The organism is Streptomyces candidus, assembly GCF_014207445.1.
GTDB lineage: Bacteria > Actinomycetota > Actinomycetes > Streptomycetales > Streptomycetaceae > Streptomyces > Streptomyces candidus.
Genome location: NZ_JACHEM010000001.1, coordinates 686,029 through 711,327, shown reverse-complemented (window position 1 = coordinate 711,327; position 25,299 = coordinate 686,029). Strand labels below are relative to the sequence as shown.

Below are 25,299 nucleotides of genomic sequence, written 5' to 3'. Positions count from 1 at the left end.
GCCGGCGGGGGCGCGCCGCCCCCGGGGGGGGGGGGGGGGGCCCGGGGGGGGGCCCGGGGGGGGGCCGGGGGGGGGGGGGGCCGGGGGGGGGGGGGGGGGGGGGCCCCCCCCCCCCCCCCCCCACGGCCCTGCCCGGAGCCCTTACTCGGCGACCGCGTACGCCTCCACCGACCACAGCGAGTACCCGAACCGGGTCGCCCGCTCGTCTCCCTGCACCCGTACGAACTTTGCGTCCCGCGCATCGAAGCGGACCGTCTCCCGGCCGCCCCTGCCGTCCCGGACGGTGGCCGCCGTGCGCCAGCTCCGGCCGTCCGCCGACACCTGCACGCGGTAGGCCTTCGCATGGGCGTCCTGCCAGGTCAGGACGACCTGACCCAGCCGCGTCGGCTCCGGCAGCTCCGCCTGCCACCACGCGGACGGACCCGCGGGCGAGGACCAGCGCGTCCCCGCGTCGCCGTCCGCCGCGTGCGCCGCGGGGAAGTCGGCCGTCTCGTCGCCCGAGGACGACACCCGCGCCGTACGCAGCAGATCCGGGCCGGCGGTGCGCGGGGCCGCCCGTACGGTCAGCACCTGCTCCGCACCGCCGGCGAACGACACCGGGATGCGGTACTCGCCCGCCGGCGTGCCCTTGGCGACCTTGATCTCCAGCGGTACGGAGGTGTCCGTGCCGCGCGGCACCACGGTCGCCTTCGGGACCAGCACCTCGATGCCCTTGGGCGCCTTCGCCGTCAGGCCGCCGCGCACTTCGCCGGGCCGCTGACCGGTCAGCGCCGCCAGCACGCGCGCTGCCGGCCCGCCGATCTCCGCGTCGGTCTCGCCGCGGGACAGGGTGAGCGTGGCCTCCGGCTCGTCCGCGAACCACGGCACCAGCCGCTCCACCGCCGGGACACGGCCCGTCCACGCGAGCCGCACCGCGTCCACGCGCGTGCCGCCCACCGGCGTCTGCGTCCAGCCGTCGTCGCTCAGCGCGCCGATCCGCCGCCAGCCCTCGCCGGGGACGTGCACCTCCACCGCCGTGTCCGTCTGCCCGGGGGTGGCCATCGCCGTCACCGCCGTCACCGGGCGCGGGTGCTTCAGGCGCACCGTGTACGTGCTCTCGCCGCGCGTCACCGTGCCCGGCTCGCGGTCCGCGCCCGTCCATGCCGCGCCCTGCCGTTCCGCCTTCGACAGGAACGGGTCGAGCACGCCCTTGCCGACGGTCACCCGGGGCGCCTTCAGCTCCTCGCGGGACGTGCTCAGAGCGCGCGCGTGCCCCCAGGCGGCCGCACCGTTCCCGGCGGCCTGCGCCTGGAGCATGTCGACGGCCTGCTCGCCCGCCGCCCCGTACCGCGCGAACCGCTCCAGCCAGGGCCGCACCTCGTCGTCGAAGGACCCGTCGGCCGCCGGCCCCAGGCGCTGCGGGGCCTCCTTCATCACCGTGAACGCCGCCCGCAGACGCTGCGCTGCCGCGTCGCGCAGCGCCCGGTCCCCGCTCGGCCGGGACTTCCAGAACGCGTCGATCAGCGGCCGCAGGTACGCCGACTCGTGCGCCGGGTCGAGGATCGACGACGCGTGGTTGCCGGCGAACGCCAGCATCGCCTCGCGGGCCTGCGCGTCGCCGCCCGCCAGGTCCTCGACGGCCGCCCGCCACGACTCCTGCGGCTGGTAACCGCGCGGGTTCCAGGCGAAGTCGGCGGCCGTGAAAAGCGGAATACGGGACGCGGACGGCTGCTCCATCGCATTGGACAGCAGGGCGGCGCTCTGGCCCGCCACGGCAGGTTCCCGGCCCGTGTAGGGGCCGAGGAAGAGCCGGTCCTGCGCGTAGTCGTTGACGGGGTAGTTGTCCATGGTCACCAGCGGACGCCCGAACGCGGACCGGGCGGTCACCAGTTCGCGTCCGCTGATGGTCCTGGGCACCACGCCCACGCCTGTCCACGCGACCTGTACACGCCCGTCCAGCTCGGCGGCCAGCGCGCGCCGGTAGGCGGTCTCGCCGTCCTGGTAGAACTCCGTCGGCATCATCGACAACGGCTCGGCACCCGGGTGCCGTGCGGCGAGGTGACGGGCCACCGCACTCGCCACGCGCGCGTGCGCCTTCGCCGCCGCCTCGGGGCCGGAGCCGAACACGTCGGCGTCCTGCCCGCAGTGCCACTCGCTGTAACTGACGTCCTGGAACTGGAGCTGGAAGACCCGCACCCCCAGCGCCCACATCGACTCCACCTTGCGGACCAGAGCCTTGACGTCCCGGTCGTCCGACATGCACATCGCCTGCCCCGGTGCGACCGCCCAGCCCAGCGTCACGTGGTTGCGGCGGGCGTGCTCGGCCAGCACCCGGAACGAGGAACGCTCGGCCGCCGGGTACGGCTCACGCCACAGCGCCTGGCGGTACGGGTCGTCGCCGGGCGCGTAGAGGTACCGGTTCTGCTTCGTACGCCCCATGAAGTCGACCTGGGCGAGCCGCTGCTCCGTCGTCCACGGACGGCCGTAGAACCCCTCCGTCATGCCGCGCACCGCGGTGCCCGGCCAGTCGCGTACGACCACGCCCGCGACGGCGTCGCCCCGCACCAGCTGCCGCAGCGTCTGCGCCGCGTGGAACATGCCGTCCGCGCCGACCCCGTCCAGGGCCACGGTGTCCCGCCCGGCGACCTGCCCGACCGCGAGCCGGTAACCGCCCGCAGGGAGGTCCGCGCGCGCGGGCGCCCGCAGCGCCTTCAGGGCGTCCTCGGCGTCCCCCGCCCGTACGACCAGACCGCGCGGCGGCAGTGCCTCGCCCGGCGCCACCTCGTACAGGGTGTGGGCGCCCGCACCCCGCAGCACGCTCCGCAGCGCGTCCACGGCGAAAGGGTCGGTGCCCGGCGCCACCACCAGCACCGCCTGGTCACCCACCACGACACCCCGTCCGGCGGCCCGCATCGACTGGGGGCGCGGCCACACCGGCACCGGCCCCGCGACGCTCTCCAGGTCCCGGGCGGCGGGAGCGGGGACGTCGGGGGCGGGCGGTGCGGCAAGGGCCCCCGGCGCGCCGCCGAGCAGGCCGCCCATCACGGCGAACGCGACGGCGGTCGCTCCCCTTCTGCGCCCCAGCTGCACGCCGTACTCCTCAGTGGTCATCGCTCTGGTGTCTACGGGCGCGAGCCCATCACCCGTCCGCCAGGGGTGTCAATGCGGGAAGGACGATGTCGCGTGCGCGGCGGCGCACGTGCCGGACAGTCTGCGGCCGTACGTCCCGTTCCTTCAACTTCTTGCGCCAACTCCCGCCATCGGAACTCTTGTGACGCGGCTCACGTTGTACGGCCGTACATGTCTGCGGCTGCGCCCTCTGGGTATGGCTGCTCTTGTCCACGCCCCGCCACCGAAGGAGGCCCCAGTGGCCGCTTCCGCCCAGCTCCTCGTCCCGGCCCTCTCCAAACAGGTCTCGGGCCCCGATTCGGGGCTCGACGGCCACTGTGCCTGCGGCTGCGCCGAACCGCCGCTCACCAGCGAGCCGCCGCTCGCCGACGCCGCGCCGCTGACGAGCGAACCGCCGCTCACCGACGCGACCCCACTGACCAGCGAGCCGTCGTCCTACGGGACGGCGTCCGGCACGGAGTACCCGGGAGTCTGATGACCGCAGGAGGGAGGGGGGCGGAGGCCACGGGCCTCGCCCGGCTCGCCGCGCTGCACGGCGTCGCCACGTCCTACGCACCGTCCGAGGACCGCATCGTCCAGGTCCCGGACACCACCGTCGTCGCGGTCCTCGCGGCACTTGACGTCGACGCGGGCACACCGCACGCGATCGACGCCGCCCTCGCCGCCCACGACGACGCCGCCCGCACCGGCAGCAGCCTGATCCTGCCGCCCACCCTCGCCCTGTGGCGGGACGCCCGCATTCTCCCGGACGCACTGGCCGCCCTGCCCCCGGGAACGCGGTTGCGCGTCGCGACGGAACAGGGCGAGGCGAGGCAGTGGCAGCTCCCACCCGGCCCCGCCACGGGCCCCGACGCCCCCACTGGCCCCGACCCCGGCACCCCGGCACCGGACCCCGCACGGGCCGCGGAGCAGCCGGACTTCGCGCACCGCGACTCCGCGCTGCGCGATTCCATGCAGGCGGACTCGCCGTCCGGAGGCCCGCTCCGAGGGGACTCTGCGCCGACGGACGCTCCGCACCCGGACCTGACGCCGGCCGACCCGTCCCTCCCGGACCCGGACCGCGCGGGGCCGGTCCACCCGGATCCGGTCCACCCGGACCCGGTCCACCCGGCTCCGGACCGCGCGGGGCCGGTCCACCCGGATCCGGTCCACCCGGACCCGGTCCACCCGGCTCCGGACCGCGCGGGGCCAGTCCACCCGGATCCGGTCCACCCGGACCCTGCTCCGGCGGTCACCGCGCGGCAGGCCCCCCTGCCCGTGACCCCCGCCGCCGTGCCCCAGGACGACCACTGGGCGCAGCTCCCCCTCGGCGTGCACCGCCTGGAAGCCGCACTGCCCGACGGGCGGGCGGCCGCCTGCCATCTCGTCGTCGCCCCCGCGCGCGTACCCGAACCGCAGGGCCCCCGGCACGGCTTCCTCGTGCAGCTCTACTCGCTGCTGTCCGCGCGCTCCTGGGGCATGGGCGACCTCGGCGACCTCGCGGAGCTCGCGGGGTGGGCGGGCCGCTCGCTCGGGGCCGGATTCGTCCAGGTCAACCCGCTGCACGCCGCCGTGCCCGGAACGCCCACCGACCCGTCGCCCTACCGGCCCTCCTCCCGCCGCTTCCCCGACCCCGTGCACCTGCGGATCGAGGACGTCCCGGAGTTCGGGTACGTCACCGACCCGGCCGGCCGGGAACGGCTGGACGCCCTGCTCGCCCGCGCCGCCGAACTGCGGGCCGACGTGCTGCACAAAGGCGCCCACCTCGACCGGGACGCCGTCTGGCACCTGAAGAAGCAGGCTCTGGAGATCGTCGCCGCGGTGCCGCTGGGCCCCGGCCGCCGGGCCGCCTACTGCGACTTCCTCGCCGAGCAGGGCCAGGCCCTGGAGGACCACGCCACCTGGTGCGCCCTCGCGGAGGAGTACGGCGGCGACTGGCACCAGTGGCCCGAAGAGCTTCGCGACAGCAGCTCCGCCGCCACCCGCCGGGCCCGTGCCGCGCTGGACGAGCGCATCGACTTCCACTGCCGTCTCGCCTGGCTCACCGACTGTCAGCTCGCCGCCGCCCAGCGCTCCGCCCGCGATGCCGGCATGTCCGTGGGTCTGGTCCACGACCTGGCCGTGGGTGTGCACCCCGGCGGCTCCGACACCTGGTCGCCCTCGCAGGGCGGCTACTTTGCCAGGGGCATGTCCGTCGGCGCGCCCCCCGACGCGTTCAACGCACTCGGGCAGGACTGGGGCCTGCCGCCCTGGCGGCCCGACGCCCTCGCCGCCACCGGCTACGCCCCCTACCGCGGCCTGCTGCGCAACCTGCTGCGGCACGGGGGAGCGGTCCGCATCGACCACGTCATGGGTCTGTTCCGGCTGTGGTGGGTACCCGAGGGCCTGCCGCCCACCGACGGAACGTATGTCCGATACGACGCGGAGGCCATGCTCGCGGTCCTCGTTCTGGAGGCCCACCTGGCCGGCGCCGCCGTCATCGGCGAGGACCTCGGCACCGTCGAACCGGGCGTGCGCGACGCTCTGGCCGCCCGCGGCGTTCTCGGCACCTCCGTGCTGTGGTTCGAGCGCGACTGGGCCGGTACGGGCCGCCCACTGGCGCCCGGGGACTGGCGCGAGGGCTGCGTCGCCACCGCGACCACCCACGACCTCCCGTCCACCGCCGCCCGCCTCACCGGCGACCACGTCGCGCTGCGCCACCGGCTGGGGCTGCTCACCCGCCCGCTGGCCCAGGAACGCGCCGAGGACGCGGCCGAGGTCACCGACTGGCTGACGTACCTCACCCGGCTCGGACTGCTGCCCGAGGGTGCCGGAGCGGGCGAGGAGGCCCAGATCCACGCCGTGTACCGGTTCCTGCTGCGCACCCCGGCCCGGATGGTCGGAGTCTGGCTGCCTGACGCGGTCGGCGACCGCCGCCCGCAGAACCTCCCCGGCACCTGGGACCAGTACCCCAACTGGCGGCTGCCCGTCGCCGACGCCGAGGGCCGCCCGGTCACCCTGGAGGAACTGGCCGCCTCACCCCGGCTGCACCGCCTCATGGGGGTGCTCGCGGCGGACGCCCGGCAGGCGGCCGGACCCCTTACGGCACCCCCGGGCGCGCGGCCGGCATAGCCGTTCGCTACTTTTGCACCGTGGACAAGAAGAACGCTCTGCGCGCCGGCGCTGTCGCGACCGGTACGACGCTGATGATGCTGCTCCTGTCGTCTCCCGCGCTCGCGGTCGTACGGGACGACGGTGACGACCCGGGCCCCGGCCTGAGCGTCGCCGAGACCCTCGGCCTGTTCGTCGTGCTGCCGATCGCGCTGTTCGTGGTCATCGCCGGCCTGGTGATGGTGCTCGACAAGTCGCGCAAGCAGGTCTGACGGCGGCTCCCGCTCCTTCGAGGGCGTCGGCGGCCCGCACTCCGGTGCGGGACGCCGACGCCCTCGTCGCGTTGTCCGGACCCCTCATTGTTCGTTTTTTCTGAAGGGTCTCGTCGAATAGTTTCGATGGACCTGAACGACCCTCCGGGGTGACGGTGGAACCCGTACCGGGATCACCGATCACCTTGGGGGAGCAGCGATGGCAGTTCTGGACCGTATCCGTACACCGGGGACCACCGGGGGAACCGCGGCGAAGGGGGTGGGCCTGGGCCTGCTCCTCGCCGCCGTCGCCACCGTCGTCTGGTCCGGCAGTTTCGTCACCTCGCGCGGACTGCACGACTCCGTCCCGCCCGTCCAGGCCGCCTTCTGGCGCTGGATCGTCGCCCTGGTCGCCGTCGCCCCCCTCGCGCTTCGCGAGACCTGGCGGCAACGCGCCCTGATCCGCCGCCACCTGGGCTTCCTCACCCTCGCCTCGCTCCTTGGGGTCACCGCCTACAACACCCTCGTCAACCAGGCAGGACTCGACACCCCCGCCGGCACCATGGGAATGATCATGGCGGCCTCGCCGGTCGTCATGGCGGTGTACGAGCGCCTCGGCGGCAGGCGTCTGGGCGTCCTCCGTGTCATCGGGATGGTGGTCGCCTGCGCCGGAGTGCTGCTCCTGGTCAGCAAGGGCTCGCTCTCCCCGGGCCTGTCCGCCGGCGCGTTCTGGATGATCGCCGCCGCCCTGTGCTTCGGCTCGTACAGCGCCCTGTTGCGCCGCAGGCCTGCCGGACTCGGCGGACTCGCCCTCCTCTTCACCACCTTCGTCCTCGGCGCGCTGATGCTCGCCCCCGTGTACGGCGTCAGCCTCGCCGTCCAGGGCGGCTTCGAGGCCCGTCCCGGCACCGTCGGCCCGCTGCTCTACGTCGGCTTCTTCTCCTCCGCCATCGCCTTCTTCGCCTGGAACAAGGCGATCTCCCTCATCGGCGCGGCCCGCGCGGGAGTCGTCTACTACCTCCAGCCGCTGTGCGTGGCACTGCTCTCGTACGCCGTCCTGGGTGAGCGGACCGGCCCGTTCCAGATCCTGTGCATGGTGCTGATCCTCGGGGGAGTGGTACTGGGCGCGGCAGGCGGCGGTGCCGGCCGACGTAGGTTGCGGTCATGACCGAGTGGGACATCAAGAAGCTGCGGATCCTGCGCACCCTGCGCGACCGCGGCACCGTGACCGCGACGGCACAGGCGCTGCTGATGACGCCGTCCGCCGTCTCCCAGCAACTCTCCAATCTGGCGAAACAGCTCAACGTGACCCTGCTGGAGGCGCACGGGCGGCGGGTGCGCCTGACGGACGCGGCCCACCTCGTGCTCCGGCACGCGGAGGTCGTCTTCGCGCAACTGGAACGGGCCGAGGCCGAACTGGAGGGGTACGGGCGGGGCGAGAGCGGGGAGGTGCGGATCGGGGCGTTCTCGACCGCCGTCCCCGCCCTCGTCGTCCCGGCGGTGCGGCGGCTGCGGGAAACATATCCGGGGCTCGACGTGCGGGTACGGGAGGCGGAGGCGGCCGAGGCGTACGAACTCCTCTCGGACGGCGCGGTGGACCTGGCGCTGTCCCTCGCCGCACACGCCCCCACCGTCCGCGATCCGCAGTTCGCCCGCATCCCGCTGCTGGCGGACCCCCTCGACGTCGCGCTCCCCGCGGGGCACGCGCTCGCCGCCACGCCCGGCCTGCGGCTGGCGGACCTCTCCGGGGAGGCGTGGATCTTCGGCGGCAGCGGACCGTGGTCGGAGATCACGCGCGCCGCGTGCGAGGCGGCGGGCTTCGTACCGGAACAGGCGCACAGCGCGGCGGGGTGGACGGCGATCCTCGCCATGGTCGAAGCAGGCATGGGTGTCGCACTGGTGCCGCGGATGGCGGTGGCGGAGCGGGGCCGGGGGACGGGGGCGGGCGTCGTGATGCGCGTCCTGGAGGCGGACCAGCCCCGCCGGCACGTGATCGCCGCGGTGCGGCGGGGGGCGGAGGAAGGGGCGGGGGTGGGGCGGGTGCTGGGGGCGTTGCGGGGGATCGCGGGGGAGCGGGGATGAGGGGGCGGGTCGGGGGTTGTGCGGTGAGGGGGTTGTGCGGGGGGCACGGGGCGGGTTGGGGGGCGCACGGCCGGTGGGGGGCCGCCCCCTTGCCCGCCCGTTCCGCCCCCGGGGGCGGGTGGCCCCGCCGCCCAAAGGGGGCTACCGCGTGTGGCCCCGCCGCCCGAGGGGGCTACACGGGTGGGCGGCCCGGTTGCACAAGCGCTGCCCGAGGGCACAGGACCTTTCGGATTTGCTTAAAAGGCTTTGCGGAAACTTTCGATGGACCTGAGGGGTTGGCGGTCGGCACAGTCGAGGCATGACGACGACCGACGTGAACGCTGCCGACCCCCATGCCAACGACGCCTCCCCCTACGCCGGAGGCGACCCGTACGCCGACTACCGGGACTTCACCGCCGGTCTGCCCTTCACCGAGCTCGTGGACCTCGCCGACCGCCGCCTCGGTGCCGGTGTCCTCGCCGCCAACGACGAGTTCTTCGCCGAGCGGGAGAACCTCCTGATCCGTGAACGCGCCGTCTTCGACCCCGAGCACTTCGGGCACAAGGGCAAGATCATGGACGGCTGGGAGACCCGCCGCCGTCGCGGTACGGACGCCGCGAACCCGTTCCCGGAGCCCGAGGACCACGACTGGGCGCTCGTCCGCCTCGGCGCTCCCGGCGTCATCCGCGGCATCGTCGTCGACACCGCCCACTTCCGCGGCAATTACCCGCAGCGCGTCAGCGTGCAGGCCACCGCCGTCGAGGGCTCGCCGAGCGCCGGGGAACTCCTCGCCCCCGACGTCAAGTGGGAGGAGATCGTCCCGGTGACCCCGGTGAAGGGCCACGCCGCCAACGCGTTCACCGTCACCGCCGAGCGCCGCTTCACCCACGTACGCGTCTGCCAGCACCCCGACGGGGGCATAGCCCGCCTGCGCGTGCACGGCGAGGTCGTCCCGGACCCCGAGTGGCTGCAGCTCCTCGGCACCGTCGACCTGGTCGCCGTACAGAACGGCGGCACCTACGAGGACGCGTCCGACAAGTTCTACTCCTCGCCCACGCAGATCATCCTCCCCGGCACGTCCCGCAAGATGGACGACGGCTGGGAGAACCGCCGCCGCCGGGTCCGCGACACCAACGACTGGGTGCGCTTCAAGCTCCTCGCCCAGGGCGCCATCCGCGCCGTCGAGATCGACACCGCGTACCTCAAGGGCAACTCGGCCGGGTGGATCGCGCTCAGCGGACGCAACGGCGACACCGGCGGCTGGTTCGAGATCCTGCCCCGCACCAAGCTCCAGCCCGACACCCTGCACCGCTTCAAGCTCGCCGCGCAGGCCGTCGCCACCCACGTGCGGCTCGACGCCTTCCCCGACGGCGGCGTCGCCCGCATGCGCCTGCACGGCACGGTCACCGAGCAGGGCACCGCAGAACTCCGCGCCCGCTACGAGGACCTGAGCCAGTAGCCGACGGCGCGAGAAGAACGGCAGAGGGCCCCGGTGCACACTCCCCGGGGCCCTCCGTCATCCCACCTCACGCCGCCGGCACCTCACGAGGAGCCACGGTGACACGGCCCTGCTCACGCGAGCAGTGCCACCGCGGACATGGCACTGCTCGCGCGGGAGGCGCCACCGTTCAGGAGGCCGCCGCCGCGTCCGCCGCCTGCGCCTTCAGCGCCCGCTCCACACCGGACCGCGACTCCGACATCAGCCGGCGCAGCGCCGCGTTCGGCTCCGCCGAGTCCAGCCAGGCGTCCGTCGCGTCCAGCGTCTCCTGCGAGACCTGGAGCGCGGGGTAGAGGCCGACGGCGATCTGCTGCGCCATCTCGTACGAGCGGGACTCCCACACGCCCTTGACCGCCGCGAAGTACTTCTCCGTGTACGGAGCGAGCAGCTCGCGCTGATCGGTCTGGACGAAGCCGCCGATGACCGCCTCCTGGAGGGAGTTGGCCAGCGCGTCGGACTCGACGACCGAGGCCCACGCCTCCGCCTTGGCCTCCGCGGTGGGCCGTGCCGCCCGCGCCGAAGCCGCGTGCTGCTTGCCCGCCGAGGTGTTGTCGCGCTCCAGCTCCGCCGCGATCTCCTCCTCGTCGAAGACCCCGCAGGCCGCCAGCCGGCCGACGAACGCCCACCGCAGGTCGGTGTCCACGGCCAGGCCCTCGACCGACTCGCTGCCCTCCAGCAGGCCCCGCAGCAGGTCCAGCTGCTGCGGCGTGCGCGCCGTCGCCGCGAACGCCCGCGCCCACGCCAGCTGGTGGTCGCTGCCCGGCTCGGCCGCCCGCAGGTGGGCGAGCGTCGCGTCCGTCCACTGCGTCAGCCCGGCCTCGCGCCAGGACGGCGCCGAGTACAGGTCGATCGCCAGCTTCACCTGACGGTGCAGCGACTGCACGACGCCGATGTCCGACTCCTTGGCGATGCCCGACAGCACCAACGACAGGTAGTCACGGGCGGCCAGTTCGCCGTCGCGCGTCATGTCCCAGGCGGACGCCCAGCACAGGGCCCGCGGCAGCGACTCGGTGAAGTCGCCGAGGTGCTGGATGACGGTGGCGAGGGACTCGTCGTCCATCCGGACCTTGGCGTACGACAGGTCGTCGTCGTTCAGCAGGACGACCGCCGGGCGCGCCCGGCCCACCAGGGCGTCCACCACGGACAGTTCGCCGTCGACGTCCAGTTCGACCCGGTCGGTGCGCACCAGCTTCCCGGCCGCGTCCAGGTCGTACAGGCCGATCGCGATGCGGTGCGGGCGCAGTGTGGAGACGCCCTTGGCGCCGGCGGGCAGCGCGGGCGCCTCCTGCCGGACGGCGAAGGACGTGATGACACCGTCCTCGTCCGTCTCGATCTCCGGCCGCAGCACGTTGATGCCGGCCGTCTGGAGCCACTTCTGCGACCAGGTCGCCAGGTCACGCCCGCTGGTCTCCTCCAGCGCGCCGAGCAGGTCGCTCAGCTGCGTGTTCCCGAACGCGTGCGCCTTGAAGTACGCCTGCACACCACGGAAGAACTCGTCCATGCCGACGTACGCCACGAGCTGCTTCAGTACGGACGCGCCCTTGGCGTACGTGATGCCGTCGAAGTTGACCAGTACGTCGTCCAGGTCGCGGATCTCGGCCATGATCGGGTGCGTGGAGGGCAGCTGGTCCTGGCGGTACGCCCACGTCTTCATGGAGTTGGCGAACGTCGTCCAGGAGTGCGGCCACTTCGAACCCTCGGCGTACGCCTGGCAGGCGATCGAGGTGTACGTGGCGAACGACTCGTTCAGCCACAGGTCGTTCCACCACTCCATCGTGACGAGGTCGCCGAACCACATGTGGGCGAGCTCGTGCAGGATCGTCTCCGCCCGCACCTCGTACGCGGCATCCGTGACCTTCGAGCGGAACACGTACTGGTCGCGGATGGTGACCGCGCCCGCGTTCTCCATCGCGCCCGCGTTGAACTCCGGCACGAAGAGCTGATCGTACTTGGCGAACGGGTAGGCGTAGTCGAACTTCGCCTGGAACCAGTCGAAGCCCTGCCGGGTGACCGCGAAGATGTCGTCCGCGTCCAGGAACTCCGCCAGCGAGGGACGGCAGTAGATGCCCAGCGGCACCGACTGCCCGTCCGGGCCCTCGTACGTGGAGTGCACCGCGTGGTACGGGCCGGCGATCAGCGCCGTGATGTACGTGGAGATCCGCGGCGTGGGCGCGAAGACCCACACGTTGTCCGCGGGCGCCTCGGGCGTCGGTGAGTTGGAGATCACGGTCCAGCCCGCCGGGGCCTTCACGGTGAACTGGAAGGTCGCCTTCAGATCGGGCTGCTCGAACGAGGCGAACACCCGGCGTGCGTCCGGTACCTCGAACTGCGTGTACAGATACGCCTGCTCGTCGACCGGGTCCACGAAGCGGTGCAGGCCCTCACCGGTGTTCGTGTACGCGCAGTCCGCGACGACCTTCAGCTCGTTGGCGCCGCCCCGCAGACCGGCCAGCGCGATCCGCGAGTCGGCGAACACGCTCTTGGCGTCCAGCGGCTCACCGTTCAGCACGACCTCGTGCACGGCCGGCGCGACCAGGTCGATGAAGCTCTCCGCCCCGTCCTCGGCCGCCTCGAAACGCACGGTGGTCACCGAGCGGTACGTACCGCCCTCCTGCGCACCACTGAGGTCCAGCTCGACCTCGTACGCCTCCACCGTGAGCAGCCGCGCGCGCTCCTGCGCCTCTTCGCGGGTCAGATTGGTACCGGGCACCCTGTCATCTCCTCGGATCGTGACGTTCGCAGACATCCTTCCACCAATCCACCGGGCGCCGGTGACCATGGCGGTGCTGCCCGGGGAGTACGCGGGGTGCGGGCCGAAGTGCCCGTGCCCCGCCCGTGCCCTGCTCGCGCGGCGCACGCGCGCCCGTCCGCGGCCGCAGTCGCCGGACGGGTCCGCGCCACGGCGGAGGGCGGGGCGTAATCCGCGAAGGATTGCGCCCCGCCCTCTCTCGGCGCGTCCGCGTCAGCCCTTCAGCTCCGCCGCCACCAGCTCCGCGATCTGCACCGCGTTCAGTGCCGCGCCCTTGCGCAGGTTGTCGCCGGAGAGGAAGAGGGCGAGTCCGTTCTCCGCGGTCTCGTCGACCCGGATGCGGCCGACGTAACTCACGTCCTGGCCCGCCGCCTCCAGCGGCGTCGGGATCTCGGACAGGGCGACCCCCGGGGCGCCGCCGAGCAGCTCGTATGCGCGCTCCACGCTGAGCGGCCGCTCGAATCGCAGGTTCACCTGGAGCGAGTGACCGGAGAACACGGGCACGCGCACGCACGTGCCGGACACCTTCAGGTCCGGGATCTCCAGGATCTTGCGGGACTCGTTGCGGAGCTTCTGCTCCTCGTCGGTCTCGAAGGAACCGTCGTCGACGATGCTGCCCGCGAGCGGCAGCACGTTGAAGGCGATCGGCTTCTTGTAGACGTTCGGCTCCGGCAGCTCGACCTTGTCGCCGCCGTGGGTGAGCTCGGCCGCCTGGTCGACCACCTGCTTCACCTGGCCGTCCAGCTCGGCCACGCCCGCCAGACCGGAACCGGAGACGGCCTGGTAGGTGGTCGCGATCAGCGCGGTCAGACCGGCCTCGTCGTGGAGCGGGCGCAGCACCGGCATCGCAGCCATCGTGGTGCAGTTCGGGTTGGCGATGATGCCCTTGGGCCGGTCGGCGACCGCGTGCGGGTTCACCTCGGACACCACGAGCGGAACCTCGGGGTCGCGCCGCCAGGCCGACGAGTTGTCGATGACGACGGCGCCCTGCGAGGCGACCTTCTCCGCGAGCGCCCTGGACGTCGCACCGCCGGCCGAGAAGATCACGATGTCCAGCCCGGTGTAGTCGGCCGTGGAGGCGTCCTCGATGGTGACCGGCTTGCCGTCCCACTCCAGGGTGTTCCCGGCGGACCGCGCGGAGGCGAACAGCCGCAGCTCCCGCACCGGGAACTTCCGCTCCGCGAGGATGCGCAGCACTACTCCGCCGACCTGACCGGTGGCTCCGACGATTCCGACCCTCACGGTGACTCCTCAGTCTGTGTACGCAGGCTCTGTCGCATCCGCGACGACCTGCGGCGTTGGCACCCATGATGCGGGAGGTGCGCTCCGCCTTGTCCAATCGATTGTCCGAAGTACGGGACAGGGGGCCCCTGCCCCGGCCATGCTCTGGCCATGTCTGTGACAAAGAACAAGTGGACACCGACCCACGGCGACCCCTACCGGCCGGTTCCCTACACGCCCGCCCGGATGGACGCCGCCGCATCCCTGGCCCGTGCCGCCGAACTCAGGGCCCGCATGGACGAGCGCCGCACCGTCCGGCAGTTCTCCACCGACCCGGTCCCCGAGCAGGTCGTACGCGACGCCATCGCGTGCGGCGCCACCGCCCCCTCCGGCGCCCACCAGCAGCCCTGGACCTTCGTCCTCGTCAAGGACCCGGACGTACGCCGCCGGATACGTGAGGCGGCGGAGGCGGAGGAGCAGGTCTCCTACGAGGGCCGCCTCGGCGAGGAGTGGCTCGAAGCCCTGCGCCCGCTCGGCACCGACGACGTCAAGCCCCACCTCACCGACGCACCCGCCCTGATCGTCGTCTTCCAGCAGCGCTACTGGCTCGCCGAGGACGGCACCAAGCGCAAGCACTACTACGTGGACGAGTCCGTCGGCATCGCGGTCGGCATGCTGCTCTCCGCCCTCCATCTCTCCGGCCTCGCCGCCCTCGTCCACACCCCCAGCCCCATGCGTTTCCTCGCCGAGGTGCTGGGGCGCCCGGTCAACGAGAAGGCCTTCGCGGTCATCCCGGTCGGCTACCCGGCGGACGACTGCGTGGTGCCGGACCTGGTGCGCAAGTCCCTGGACCAGGTGCTCGTCGAGGTCTGACCGCGGGCACACGCAAGGGGCGGGCCGGAAGTCTCCCGGCCCGCCCCTCACCTCACGTGGTGCTGAGGATCACCCGTTACGGCGTGACCTTCTCGATCTGCACGCTGCCCTTGCCCGCGACCGTGCCGCGCGCGGTCAGCAGCTGGGCCTCGCCGAAGAACTGACGTCCCTCCGGCGCCGCGCCCGCGACGTTCACCGAGGCGCTGACCTGCGCCGTGGCTCCGTTGGCGAGCTTCACCGGCTTCGTCTCGTCCACGGTGACCGAGCCGAGCGCCGGGGAGAAGAACACGTCGCGGTAGTCGTAGGTGGTCGTACCGGCCGGGACCGAGTACCCGGACACGACGACCGTGTACGTACCGGCGGCGGGCTTCACCAGGCTGACGGACTCCTCGGAGTCGCCGTCGGCGGAGCTGCCGACCTGCTCGCCGTCCTTGAGGACCGTCAGGTCCAGGTCGGCCTGGGCGTCGGAGACCTTGCCGATGGCGACGTCCAGACGCTCCACGCCCTCGCCGAGGACGACGGTGCTCTCCTGGTCCTCACCGTGCTTGATCGTCGGCTTGGCGATCTTCGCCGAGCCCAGCGGGCCGCCCTTCAGCTTGCCGTCCAGCGCGGCGAAGTTGTTGGTGACCTTCCACTCGGCGGGGGTCGGCGTGCCGACCTTCGCCTCGGGGACGACGGTGACCGCCGGGTCGAAGTCCGCGCCGAGCACCGTCACGTCCAGCGTGTACGGGTTGTCGAGCAGCGGCGACGTACGGCGGGACTCGACCTCGATCTCCCACACGCCCGGCTGCGGCTCCGGGTAGGAGCGCACGTCGGGGCGGCAGGTGTTGGCCGGGTTGGTGTAGTTCGGGTAGCAGTTGATCGTCGACGTCGGGTCGGACGGGACGCCGTACGGGTGGATCGCGATGAAGCGCGTCTGGCTGCCCGCGGCGAGCCCGCCGAGCGCGACCTCGAGGTTCTTCGCGCCCTTGGGGACCGTCACGAAGTACGAGGTGTGGCTGTTGCGCTGTGCCACACCGGACTTCTGCACCGAGTACGACGGCTTCGCCAGCTCGTCGGCGGCCACGACGGTGGTGAGGATCTGCTTGTCGATGCCCTCGGTGGCCTTGTCGGACACCTCCAGGATCGCGCTGTGGATGCCGGCGGTGCGCGCCTGGGCGGACACCTTCACCGTCACCGGCTGGTTCAGCGGGAGCCGCACGACGTCGTTGCCGACGACCTTGAAGGTGCCGTCGTTGTTCTCGAAGTGCAGTTCGTGGCGGACCGGACCGGCCGGACCCGTGGTGCGGGTGACCGTGATGTCGTAGACCTTCTTCTGGCCGGTCTTCAGACCGCCCTCGCGGTCGTACAGGCCGGTGCCGAAGCCGGGGGTCTTCAGCGCCTCGTCGATCGCGGTGTCGACCGGGGCCTTCACCGTGTACTCGTGCGCCGTCGCGTTCTTGCGGATCGACTTCCAGGCGTCGACGACGTTGATCACGCCGGCGCCCTCTTCGTGTGCCTGGGTGTCCTTGATGTGGTCGGCCTGGCTGACCAGCGCCGTCCGCAGCTTCGCGGGCGGCAGGTCGATCCTGGCCTGCTTGGCGGCCGACAGCAGCAGCGCCGAGGCGCCCGCCGCCTGCGGGGACGCCATCGAGGTGCCCTGGAGCATGGAGTAGCCGGGCGGCAGCTGGTAACCGGCCTCGGCGACCGGACCGCCGGGCGACCAGGTCTGGGTGGTGTTGATGCCGGCGCCGGGCGCGGTGATCGTCGGCGCGAAACCGCCGTCCTCACGCGGACCGCGCGAGGAGAACGGCATCATCGCGTACTTCTTCTGCACGATCGAGCCGTAGTTGGCCGCCCAGGTCTCCTTGGAGATGGACGCTCCGACCGAGATCACCTTGTCCGCGAGCGACGGGTCACCGATGGTGTTCGTACCCGGGCCGCTGTTGCCGGCCGAGATGACCAGCTGCACGCCGTAGGTGTCGATGAGGCGCGTGTAGAGCTCGGCACGCGCGTTGTTGCCGTCGTTGAGCGCGGGCAGGCCGCCGATCGACATGTTGACGATGTCGACGCCGCGCTTGGTGACGAGGTCGATCATGCCCTCGGTCAGCGCGACGTTGGTGCAGCCGCCGGACCACGTGCAGGCACGGGAGGACACCAGCTTCGCGCCGGGGGCCGCGCCGTTCATCCTGCCGCCGAAGAGGCTGTTGGCGGCGGCCAGACCGGCGACGTGGGTGCCGTGCGAGCCCTCGATGACGCCGATGTTGACGAAGTCGGCCTTGGCGCCGGCCGCGTTGTACACGACGTCCTTGCGGGTCTCCACGACGAACGGGATCCGCTCGGCGATCTCCGTCTTCGGGTCGTCCTTGCCGAAGTAGGCGACCTGGAACTTGTCCTTGTACGGCAGCATCGCGACCTCGTTGCCGAAGTCGCCGTCGTCGTCCAGGTCCACGCGGACGCTTCCGGTGGCCGGGTCGTACAGCACGCCCCACACGTCGGTGGTGTCGCCGTCGCGGTTCAGGTCGCCGTTCATGTCGCCGCCGACGGTGGCGGCCTCACGGAAGACGTTGAACTTGTACGTGCCCGCGGGCGCGGACCAGGTCCGGCCCGACGCCGTGAAGGTGGGCCCGCTGACCTCGGTGACCATCGGGCGCCAGGTCGCGTCGCCGTCCTTGACCGGGTCGGTGGCCGTCACCCAGTCGACGATCTTGCGCTCGCCGGTGGTGGTCTTCTGCAGTGCCGGGTGCCCGAGGTCGATGCCCGAGTCGATGATGCCGATGGTGATCCCGCGGCCGTCCGCCTTCGGGTTCTTCTTCACGAAGTCGACGGCGCCCGTCTCGAAGGACGGGTTGTACGGGTTCACGGCGGGGGTGTTCTTGTCCGGCGCCGGGTACTTCTGTCCCGCGGCGGCCTTCGTCGCACCCGCGGCACGGTCACCGGCCGGCGTCGGGTCGTCCAGCACGATCTCGTGCTGGAGGTCGATGCCGTGCACGGAGGAGAGCTTGGCGGCCGCCTTGAGCGCGGCGTCCGCCTTCGCCGTGGGCAGCGTCGCCCGTACGTAGCCGAGCCTGTCGTCGGTGTGGCCGACGATCGAGCCCTGCACCGCGTCGAACTGCGCGGCGACCTGCTCGGTGGCGCCCGGGGCGGTGGCCACCATCACGGTGACGGTCTTCGTCCCGTCGGCCTCGGCCTCGGCGAGCAGTGCCTCGTCCGCGCTGCCGATCTTGGCGGTGGCGGACTTCGGGGTGGCGGGCGCGGGGTCGGGGGTGTCCGCCGCGAAGGCGGGCAGCGGGGCGGTCGCGCACAGCGCGGCCACGAGGGAGGCGGCGAAGGCTATTCGCGCGGTACGTCTCGCGCCGGAGCGGCGAGGCGAACCCTGGGGGGTTTCGAGGGTCATCTGCATCCCAAAATGTGAAGGATCTGGAAGAAGTCCGGACAGAGAGAGTCCGGATTTCGGTGCCCAATGACCGGTCAGCATGTCGTAAGTGACAGATGTTTGGGGAGAGTTGACAGATATGTAATGCAACCGTGGCGTAATCCCGTCTCTGGCCGCCACCCGCCGCGGGGCCGGCGCCGTCCGTCCGGGCGGCGGACGCGGCCCCGCACCCGGGAGCCGGTTGGCCCGTCCGAAGAGCAATCCACAGCCGATCCGCCTAGCCTCGGCAGATGAACGCAGAGCTGAGAGTGGCCGCCTACGCCGTGTGCGTACGGGAAGAGAAGGTGTTGCTGGTCCGCTGGGTGGCGCGGGACGGGGCCAAGCGGTGGACGCTGCCGGGCGGCGGCCTCGAACACGGCGAGGACCCGCTCGACGCGGTCGTCCGCGAGGTGGACGAGGAGACGGGCTACGCGGTCGAACCGGTCCAGCTGCTCGGGCTCGACTCGATCCGCCGCAGGTACCCGCGCCGCCTCGGGTCCTTCGCCGACTTCCAGGGGCTGCGGATCGTGTACGAGGCGAAGGTGACCGGCGGCGAGCTGCGGAACGAGACCGGGGGCTCCACGGACCTCGCGGCGTGGCACCGGCTGGACGCGGTGGCGGACCTGGAGCGGGTCGAACTGGTCGACACCGGACTGGAATTGTGGCGCGCGCGGCCTTCCACGGGGCGGGTGGAGCAGCGGGGCTGAGAACCGGGCGGGGCGCGCGCCGAGTCGCTGGTACGGCAGCGCGCCCCGGCCGCAGGCCTGCGCCGGGCGGCGCGGGCGTTCCGGGACGCGTGTCCGCGCCGCACACGCGCAAGGGTGTGCGAAATGGCTGGATCCAGGTCAACCGTCCGCCGCCTGTCAACCCCCGCCGCCGGCTTCCGGTCCTGCCCCGCGACGTGCCGTCGCATCCGTTGCCCGGCACGCTTTCCGAACCGGCAGGGGAACCAGATGTCCGTACGCACCACCCGCACGCTCCGCCTCGCCGCCCTCGCGGCAGCCGTCCTCGCCACCACCGGCGCCCTGGCCGCCCCGGCCGGCGCGCAGACCCCCGCGCGGACCGTCACCGATCCGCACGCCGCGACCCGCGCGGCCGTCGACGCCCTGGTGCGCGAGGGGACGGTCGGGGCCGTCGCGCGCACCGAGGGCCCCGGCGGGTCCCGCGCCTGGACGGACACCGCCGGCGTCGCCGACCTGCGGACCGGACGCGAACGCGGCGCGCAGGACCGGTTCCGGATCGGCTCGCTCACCAAGACGTTCACCGCGACGGTGCTGCTCCAGCTGGAGGCCGAGGGGAAGCTCCGCCTGGACGACCACGTGGACGACTGGCTGCCCGGCGTCGTCCACGGCAACGGCCACGACGGCGGGAAGATCACTTTGCGCCAACTCCTCCAGCACACCAGCGGCATCCACGACTACACGAACGACCCGCAGTTCCAGCGGCAGCGGTTCACCACGGAGTTCCTGGAGCGCCGCTACGACTCCCTCCCCGCCCGGCACCTCGTGAAGACCGCCATGGGCCACGCCCCCGCCTTCGCCCCCGGCGCCAGGTGGGAGTACTCCAACACCAACTACGTCCTCGCCGGAATGGTCGTCGAGAAGGTCACCGGCCGCTCGTACGAGAACGAGATCGAGCGGCGCATCCTGCGCCCCCTCTGGCTGCGCGCCACCTCCGTCCCGCACGACGAGGCCCGCATGCCGCAGCCCAGCAGCCGCGCGTACTCCAAGCTCACCGGCGACCCGGCCGCCACGAAGAAGTACGACGTCACCGAACTGAACCCGACCCTCGCCGGCGCCGCCGGCGGCATGATCTCCTCCACCGCCGACCTGAACCGCTTCTACCGCGCCCTGCTCACCGGCAAGCTCCTGCCGAAGCAGCAGCTCAAGGAAATGAAGACCACCGTCGCGATCGACCAGGCGCCCGGTGTGCGCTACGGGCTCGGCGTCCTGGAGCAGAAACTGTCCTGCGGCACGACGGTGTGGGGCCACACCGGCGGCATCCACGGCTCGGTCACCCACGCCGTCACCACGGGCGACGGCCGCAGGTCCGTCGCCCTCCACCTGAACTCCGACTGGGGCGGCGACACCGGCTCGGTGGTCGAGGCCGAACTCTGCCCCCAGCAGCCCTGACCCAGCCCTTGCGGGCACCCCGGTTGCGCCGTGCGGTTCACCGGGGGAGGACGACCACGTAGGCGGCCGGGTCGCGGTCCGCGGACGCCATCAGCGCGGTCCGCACCACGGCCGCCTGCTGGTCCATCGCCTCGCGCAGCTTCCTCGGCGTGAGGTGCACGACGGTGATGCCGAGCCGCTCCAGGTACTCGCGCTTGCGTGCGTACTCCGTCCACTCCCCCCGCTCCCGGCTCCGGTCCAGCGGGCCCGCGCCCGCCGCGCCGTCGTCCCGTCCCGGCGTCCGGGTGTCCAGTTCGACCGCCACCGACTGGTCGGGCCAGAACGCGTCCACCCCGCCCAGGTGCGGCCCGCCGGGCAGCCGGAGGTCCACGTTCCACACCGGGTCCGGCAGCCCGAAGCAGCGCACCATTTCGTACAGCCGCTCCTCCGTGACCGCCCGCCCCTCGGCCAGCAGCGCGTCCACGGCGTCCTTGACCTGCGGCCGGCCCAGCAGCCGCGCCATGCTCAACTCCCGTACGAGGGAGGCCGGTTCGCAGTGCCCTTCGCGTACCGCCTCGGCGAGGATCCGGCGTACCGCGTGTGCGTCGGTCAGGTGCGCCACCGCGTCGGCGACCGCCCGCGCCACGGGGGCCACCGGCAGCCCGGTGATCAGCTGCGTGCCGGGCAGCGCGTGGGCCCGTACGACCCGCACGCATCCGGTGGACCGCAGCCGGCGCGTCCGGGGCACCAGCATGTCGATGTGCTCCAGTGCGCGCAGCGGCGGCGCGGACGAGAACCGGTGCAGCGCCAGCGCCGCGAGTCCGGTGACGGCCGCCTCGTCGACCGGGGCGCCGCCGTCGCGGGACGGCCGCGTCGCGTACGCCAGGGCCGCGTGCAGCCGCTCCTCACTGGTGGGCGGCCCCTGGTGCAGGACGAACACCCCCGGCAGCAGCTGCTGCCACGGACCCCCGGCCCGGCACTGCGAGGCGGCCTTCGCCGCCGACACCCCGTGCTCCCGCAGCTGAGCGGTGGTCAGTACGCGCCGCTGCACGTCGGCGAGATGGCCGAGGGGGAGGGGCCGGGCGGAGGAAGGGGTGGGGACGGAACCGGAGGGAGGGGCGGCCGGAGAGGGGATCGAGGGGGTGCCGGAGGACGGGACGGCGGGCGCCGGGCGGCCGTCGGCGGCAGAGGAGGAGTGCGCCTGGGGGTGCGTGTCGTTGTTCATGCCGGTGACTTGCCCCTGCGGCCCCGGACCTCTAACCGCTGTTACAGTCCCGTCGACAATCCGGGACAACCCCGCCCTAAAGTACGGCTGTTCGACTGCCGATCAATGCCCCGGCACCGGACGCGCAAAACTGCGGAAAACCGCTGCTTTCCGTGACGAAAGGGCCCGGCTCCCGGGTCCGCCGCAGCGGAACCGGGAGCCGGGCCCCGCACCCGTCACCCGGTCAGGCCCGCGCGTCGCACTCCTGTGCCCGCTGCGCCCGCGCCAGGTCGTCCCGCGCCTCCAGCACCAGCCGCCGCAGCGCCGGAGCCGCGTCCGGCCGGGCGGCGAGCCAGTCGTCGGTCGCGGCCAGGGTCGGCTCGGGGTCCTGGAGCGCCGGGTACAGGCCCCTCACCACGAGCACCCCGATCTGGATGGACCGCTCGGCCCACACCCGCTCGATCGCCTCGAAGTACTTGCCGGCGTACGGGGCCAGCAGCGCGCGCTGAGTGCCCTGCTCGAAGCCCGCGATGGTCGCCTCGACGAGCGCGTTGGACAGCGCGTCGGACTCCACCACCGACGCCCACGCCTGTGCCTTGACCGCCTCGGACGGCCGGGACGCCAGGCAGCGCACCTGGTGCCGCTTGCCGGAGGCCGTGTCGTCCCGGGCGAGTTCGGCGTCGATCACCCGCTCGCCACACCGTCCGTGCGAGGCGAGCGGCGACAGGAACGCCCAGCGCAGCTCCTGATCCACGTCCAGCCCGTCGATCTTCGCGGTGCCGGCCAGCAGGCCCTCCAGCAGCTGGAAGTCCGCGTCCGTGGAGGCGACGCCGGCGAAGAAGCGCGCCCAGGTCAGCTGGTGCTGGCTGCCGGGCTCGGCGTTGCGCAGCTCGCGCAGGGCGCCCTCGGCGAGCAGCCGGCCGCCCTCCTCGCGCCAGTCGGCGCTCGCGTAGTGCGCGAGCGCCGTCCGCGTCCAGGTGTGCAGCATCTGCAGGACGCCGATGTCGGACTCGCGGCCCGCGAACCGCAGCACCAGGCCGACGAAGTCGCGGGCGGGCATCAGCGCGTCACGGGTGAGGTTCCACAGCGCGGACCAGCACAGTGCGCGCGCCAACGGGTCGGTGAGGTCCCCGAGGTGGGCGCGCAGGGTCTCCAGCGAGCCCTCGTCGAAGCGGATCTTGCAGTAGGTGAGGTCGTCGTCGTTGACCAGGATCAGCGCGGGCCGCTCCGCGCCGGCCAGTTCGGCGATCACGGTGCGCGGACCGGCCACGTCCGTCTCCGTACGGGCGTAACGGACCAGCTCCCCGCCCTCCAGGCGGTACAGGCCGACGGCGACGCGGTGCGGGCGCAGCTCCGGGTGGGACGCGGCCGCCTCCTGCACGACGGCCAGCTCGGTGATCCGGCCCCCGGCGTCGTAGGTGACCACCGGCGTCAGGGAGTTGACCCCCGCCGTCTGGAGCCAGGCGCGCGACCACTCGCCCAGGTCGCGGCCACTGGTGGCCTCCAGCGCGGACAGCAGGTCGCCCAGGCGCGTGTTGCCGTACGCGTGCGCCTTGAAGTACCGGCGCGCACCTTCCAGGAACGCGTCCCTGCCCACGTACGCCACGAGCTGCTTGAGCACGGACGCGCCCTTGGCGTAGGTGATGCCGTCGAAGTTCAGCTTCGCGTCCTCCAGGTCACGGATGTCGGCCGTGATCGGGTGCGTGGAGGGCAGCTGGTCCGCGCGGTACGCCCAGGCCTTGCGGCGGTTGGTGAAGGTGATCCAGCCGTCGGTGAAGCGGGTCGCCTCCACCATCGAGAAGGACCCCATGAAGTCCGCGAAGGACTCCTTCAGCCACAGGTCGTCCCACCACTGCATGGTGACCAGGTCGCCGAACCACATGTGCGCCATCTCGTGCAGGATGACGTTCGCCCGGCCCTCGTACGCCGCGTTGGTCGTCCTCCCGCGGAAGATGAACTCCTCGCGGAAGGTCACCAGCCCCGGGTTCTCCATCGCGCCGAGGTTGTACTCGGGGACGAACGCCTGGTCGTACTTCCCGAAGGGGTACGGGTAGTCGAAGTGGTCGTGGAAGAAGTCCAGGCCCTGCTTGGTGATCAGGAAGACGTCGTCGGCGTCGAAGTGCTTCGCGAGCCCCTTGCGGCACATCGCCCCCAGCGGGATCTCCAGCGTGCTGCCGTCCTCGAAGGTACGGGTGTACGTGTCGGAGACGTAGTGGTACGGGCCGGCCAGCACGGTGGTGATGTACGTGGAGATCGGCTTCGTCCCGGCGAACTGCCACACGCCGTCCACCAGGGTGCCCGCGCCGTTGCTCCACGCCGTCCAGCCCTCGGGGGCCCGCACCGAGAAGCGGTAGGGGGCCTTCAGGTCGGGCTGCTCGAAGTTGGCGTACACCCGCCGTGCGTCGGCCGGCTCGTACTGGGTGTAGAGGTAGACCTCGCCGTCCTCCGGGTCGACGAAGCGGTGCATGCCCTCGCCGGTACGGCTGTACGCGCAGTTCGCGTCGACGGTCAGGACGTTCTCCGCCGCGAGGCCGTCGAGGGTGACGCGCACCCCGTCGAAGACGGCCGCCGGGTCGAGAGCCTTCCCGTTGAGCGTCACCGAGTTGACCGAGGGGGCGATCAGGTCGGCGAACGTGGACGCGCCCGGCGTCGCGGCCCGGAACCGGATCGTGGTCACCGAACGGAACGTGCGCGGACCGTCCCCCTCGTGGTCCCCGACGGCCGACCGCAGGTCGAGCGCGACCTCGTAACCGTCGACGGACAGCAGCTCGGCCCGGCTCTGGGCTTCGTCGCGGGACAGGTTCTCACCGGGCACGGGCACTCCTTCGTGGCGTGTTCGACTGGGGTGTGTTCGACACTCTCGAAACAGGACCGATCCTCCCATGTGCCCCCGTTGTGCCGTGCACGGGAATGGCACGGCCCGCAGGCTGGTTGTCAGCACACAGCCCGCCACCCTTGAAACATCAATGACCTCGACGAGGAGCAGCATGTCCGAGAACGCGAAGACCCCCGCCGACTTCTGGTTCGACCCGATGTGCCCGTGGGCCTGGATGACCTCGCGCTGGATGCTCGAAGTGGAGAAGCAGCGGCCGGTGGAGGTCCGCTGGCACGTCATGAGCCTGGCCGTCCTCAACGACGGCAAGGACGTTCCCGAGGAGTACCGGGAGTTCCTGGGGCAGGCGTGGGGCCCGGTCCGCGTGGTCATCGCAGCACAGCAGCTGCACGGCGACGAGAAGATCGGCGCCCTCTACACCGCTCTCGGCACGCGCATCCACAACGAGGGACGCGGCGTCACCGACGAGGTCGTGGCGGAGGCCCTGGCGGAGGTGGGCCTGCCCGCGTCCCTCGCCTCCTACGCGACCTCCGACACCTACGACAAGGAGCTGCGCGCCTCCCACCAGGCGGGGATCTCCCTCGTCGGCGAGGACGTCGGCACGCCGGTCATCGCGGTCCCGGGCGAGGACGGCGAGCAGGTCGCCTTCTTCGGACCGGTCGTCACCCCCGCCCCCAAGGGCGAGGCCGCGGCGAAGCTCTGGGACGGCACCCTGCTGGTGGCCGCCACCCCCGGCTTCTTCGAACTCAAGCGCACTCGCACCCAAGACCCCGTCTTCGACTGACCCCATCCACGCCGGCCCCTCGGGCGGCGGGCCACTCGACGCCGGCCGCCTTGCGTGGCGGTGCCACTCGACGCCGGCCCCCTCGGGTGGCGGGGCCGCCCTCCCCTCCCCGGTAGCCCCCTTGAACGGCGGGGCCGCCCGCC

At 72.6% G+C, this 25,299-nt stretch carries 16 protein-coding genes; 10 read left to right on the top strand and 6 right to left on the bottom strand.

Features of this window, described 5'->3' with window-relative positions; all coding sequences use genetic code 11:
- Positions 1-141 precede the first annotated feature (141 nt).
- Positions 142-3,069 (bottom strand): glycoside hydrolase family 84 protein, encoded by a 2,928-nt coding sequence (locus HNQ79_RS03095; RefSeq protein ID WP_185026626.1) that lies wholly within the window; start codon positions 3,067-3,069, stop codon positions 142-144.
- Between the two features lie 277 nt (positions 3,070-3,346).
- On the opposite strand from HNQ79_RS03095, the gene HNQ79_RS03090 reads away from it, so the two are divergent.
- The 6 genes from HNQ79_RS03090 (at position 3,347) to alc (ending at position 9,948) form a co-directional block, all read left to right on the top strand.
- Positions 3,347-3,583: a hypothetical protein gene (locus tag HNQ79_RS03090; RefSeq protein ID WP_185026490.1), complete on the top strand. Its 237-nt coding sequence runs from the start codon at positions 3,347-3,349 to the stop codon at positions 3,581-3,583.
- Positions 3,583-6,198: a 4-alpha-glucanotransferase gene (malQ, locus tag HNQ79_RS03085; RefSeq protein ID WP_185026488.1), complete on the top strand. Its 2,616-nt coding sequence runs from the start codon at positions 3,583-3,585 to the stop codon at positions 6,196-6,198. Before HNQ79_RS03090 ends, malQ begins: the two co-directional genes overlap by 1 nt.
- Before the next feature lie 20 nt (positions 6,199-6,218).
- Entirely contained in the window at positions 6,219-6,449 is a 231-nt protein-coding gene (locus tag HNQ79_RS03080; protein ID WP_185026486.1) for a hypothetical protein, read from the top strand.
- Positions 6,450-6,648: 199 nt separating this feature from the next.
- Positions 6,649-7,596: a DMT family transporter gene (locus HNQ79_RS03075; RefSeq protein WP_185026484.1), complete on the top strand. Its 948-nt coding sequence runs from the start codon at positions 6,649-6,651 to the stop codon at positions 7,594-7,596.
- Positions 7,593-8,510 (top strand): LysR family transcriptional regulator, encoded by a 918-nt coding sequence (locus tag HNQ79_RS03070; protein WP_185026481.1) that lies wholly within the window; start codon positions 7,593-7,595, stop codon positions 8,508-8,510. The genes HNQ79_RS03075 and HNQ79_RS03070 overlap by 4 nt, the downstream gene beginning before the upstream one ends.
- A gap of 298 nt (positions 8,511-8,808) precedes the next feature.
- Positions 8,809-9,948, top strand: coding sequence for an allantoicase (alc, locus tag HNQ79_RS03065; RefSeq protein WP_185026478.1), 1,140 nt, complete (start codon positions 8,809-8,811; stop codon positions 9,946-9,948).
- A gap of 169 nt (positions 9,949-10,117) precedes the next feature.
- Here alc and pepN (HNQ79_RS03060) read toward each other — a convergent pair whose 3' ends face one another.
- Positions 10,118-12,697 (bottom strand): aminopeptidase N, encoded by a 2,580-nt coding sequence (gene pepN / locus HNQ79_RS03060; RefSeq protein WP_185026476.1) that lies wholly within the window; start codon positions 12,695-12,697, stop codon positions 10,118-10,120.
- Between the two features lie 252 nt (positions 12,698-12,949).
- Entirely contained in the window at positions 12,950-13,978 is a 1,029-nt protein-coding gene (locus HNQ79_RS03055) for an aspartate-semialdehyde dehydrogenase (protein WP_185026475.1), read from the bottom strand.
- Positions 13,979-14,128: 150 nt separating this feature from the next.
- On the opposite strand from HNQ79_RS03055, the gene HNQ79_RS03050 reads away from it, so the two are divergent.
- Complete coding sequence (locus tag HNQ79_RS03050) at positions 14,129-14,830, top strand: nitroreductase family protein (RefSeq protein ID WP_185026473.1); 702 nt, start codon at positions 14,129-14,131, stop codon at positions 14,828-14,830.
- A gap of 76 nt (positions 14,831-14,906) precedes the next feature.
- On the opposite strand, the gene HNQ79_RS03045 is transcribed toward HNQ79_RS03050, so the two are convergent.
- Positions 14,907-18,212 carry a S8 family serine peptidase gene (locus tag HNQ79_RS03045; RefSeq protein ID WP_229923133.1) on the bottom strand — a complete coding sequence of 1,102 codons (3,306 nt, stop codon included), beginning with the start codon at positions 18,210-18,212 and terminating at the stop codon, positions 14,907-14,909.
- 263 nt (positions 18,213-18,475) lie between these two features.
- On the opposite strand from HNQ79_RS03045, the gene HNQ79_RS03040 reads away from it, so the two are divergent.
- Both HNQ79_RS03040 and HNQ79_RS03035 read left to right on the top strand, forming a co-directional pair.
- A complete protein-coding gene (locus HNQ79_RS03040) occupies positions 18,476-18,931 on the top strand; it encodes an NUDIX hydrolase (protein ID WP_185026471.1) in 456 nt (151 codons plus the stop codon).
- Between the two features lie 246 nt (positions 18,932-19,177).
- On the top strand, positions 19,178-20,356 hold the full coding sequence (locus HNQ79_RS03035; protein WP_185026469.1) for a serine hydrolase domain-containing protein: 1,179 nt from the start codon (positions 19,178-19,180) through the stop codon (positions 20,354-20,356).
- A gap of 37 nt (positions 20,357-20,393) precedes the next feature.
- On the opposite strand, the gene HNQ79_RS03030 is transcribed toward HNQ79_RS03035, so the two are convergent.
- Positions 20,394-21,560, bottom strand: coding sequence for a hypothetical protein (locus HNQ79_RS03030; protein ID WP_229923134.1), 1,167 nt, complete (start codon positions 21,558-21,560; stop codon positions 20,394-20,396).
- A gap of 223 nt (positions 21,561-21,783) precedes the next feature.
- A complete protein-coding gene (gene pepN, locus HNQ79_RS03025) occupies positions 21,784-24,354 on the bottom strand; it encodes an aminopeptidase N (RefSeq protein WP_185026467.1) in 2,571 nt (856 codons plus the stop codon).
- 172 nt (positions 24,355-24,526) lie between these two features.
- On the opposite strand from pepN (HNQ79_RS03025), the gene HNQ79_RS03020 reads away from it, so the two are divergent.
- Positions 24,527-25,156, top strand: a complete 630-nt coding sequence (locus tag HNQ79_RS03020) for a mycothiol-dependent nitroreductase Rv2466c family protein (RefSeq protein WP_185026465.1) — start codon at positions 24,527-24,529, stop codon at positions 25,154-25,156.
- The last annotated feature ends 143 nt before the right edge of the window (positions 25,157-25,299 follow it).

Coding starts and splice junctions, on each gene's coding strand:
- malQ (WP_185026488.1), top strand. CDS start 3,583: ATGACCGCAGGAGGGAGGGGGGCGGAGGCCACGGGCCTCGCCCGGCTC.
- HNQ79_RS03075 (WP_185026484.1), top strand. CDS start 6,649: ATGGCAGTTCTGGACCGTATCCGTACACCGGGGACCACCGGGGGAACC.
- HNQ79_RS03070 (WP_185026481.1), top strand. CDS start 7,593: ATGACCGAGTGGGACATCAAGAAGCTGCGGATCCTGCGCACCCTGCGC.
- alc (WP_185026478.1), top strand. CDS start 8,809: ATGACGACGACCGACGTGAACGCTGCCGACCCCCATGCCAACGACGCC.
- HNQ79_RS03050 (WP_185026473.1), top strand. CDS start 14,129: ATGTCTGTGACAAAGAACAAGTGGACACCGACCCACGGCGACCCCTAC.
- HNQ79_RS03045 (WP_229923133.1), bottom strand. CDS start 18,212: ATGCAGATGACCCTCGAAACCCCCCAGGGTTCGCCTCGCCGCTCCGGC.
- HNQ79_RS03040 (WP_185026471.1), top strand. CDS start 18,476: ATGAACGCAGAGCTGAGAGTGGCCGCCTACGCCGTGTGCGTACGGGAA.
- HNQ79_RS03035 (WP_185026469.1), top strand. CDS start 19,178: ATGTCCGTACGCACCACCCGCACGCTCCGCCTCGCCGCCCTCGCGGCA.
- HNQ79_RS03030 (WP_229923134.1), bottom strand. CDS start 21,560: ATGAACAACGACACGCACCCCCAGGCGCACTCCTCCTCTGCCGCCGAC.
- HNQ79_RS03020 (WP_185026465.1), top strand. CDS start 24,527: ATGTCCGAGAACGCGAAGACCCCCGCCGACTTCTGGTTCGACCCGATG.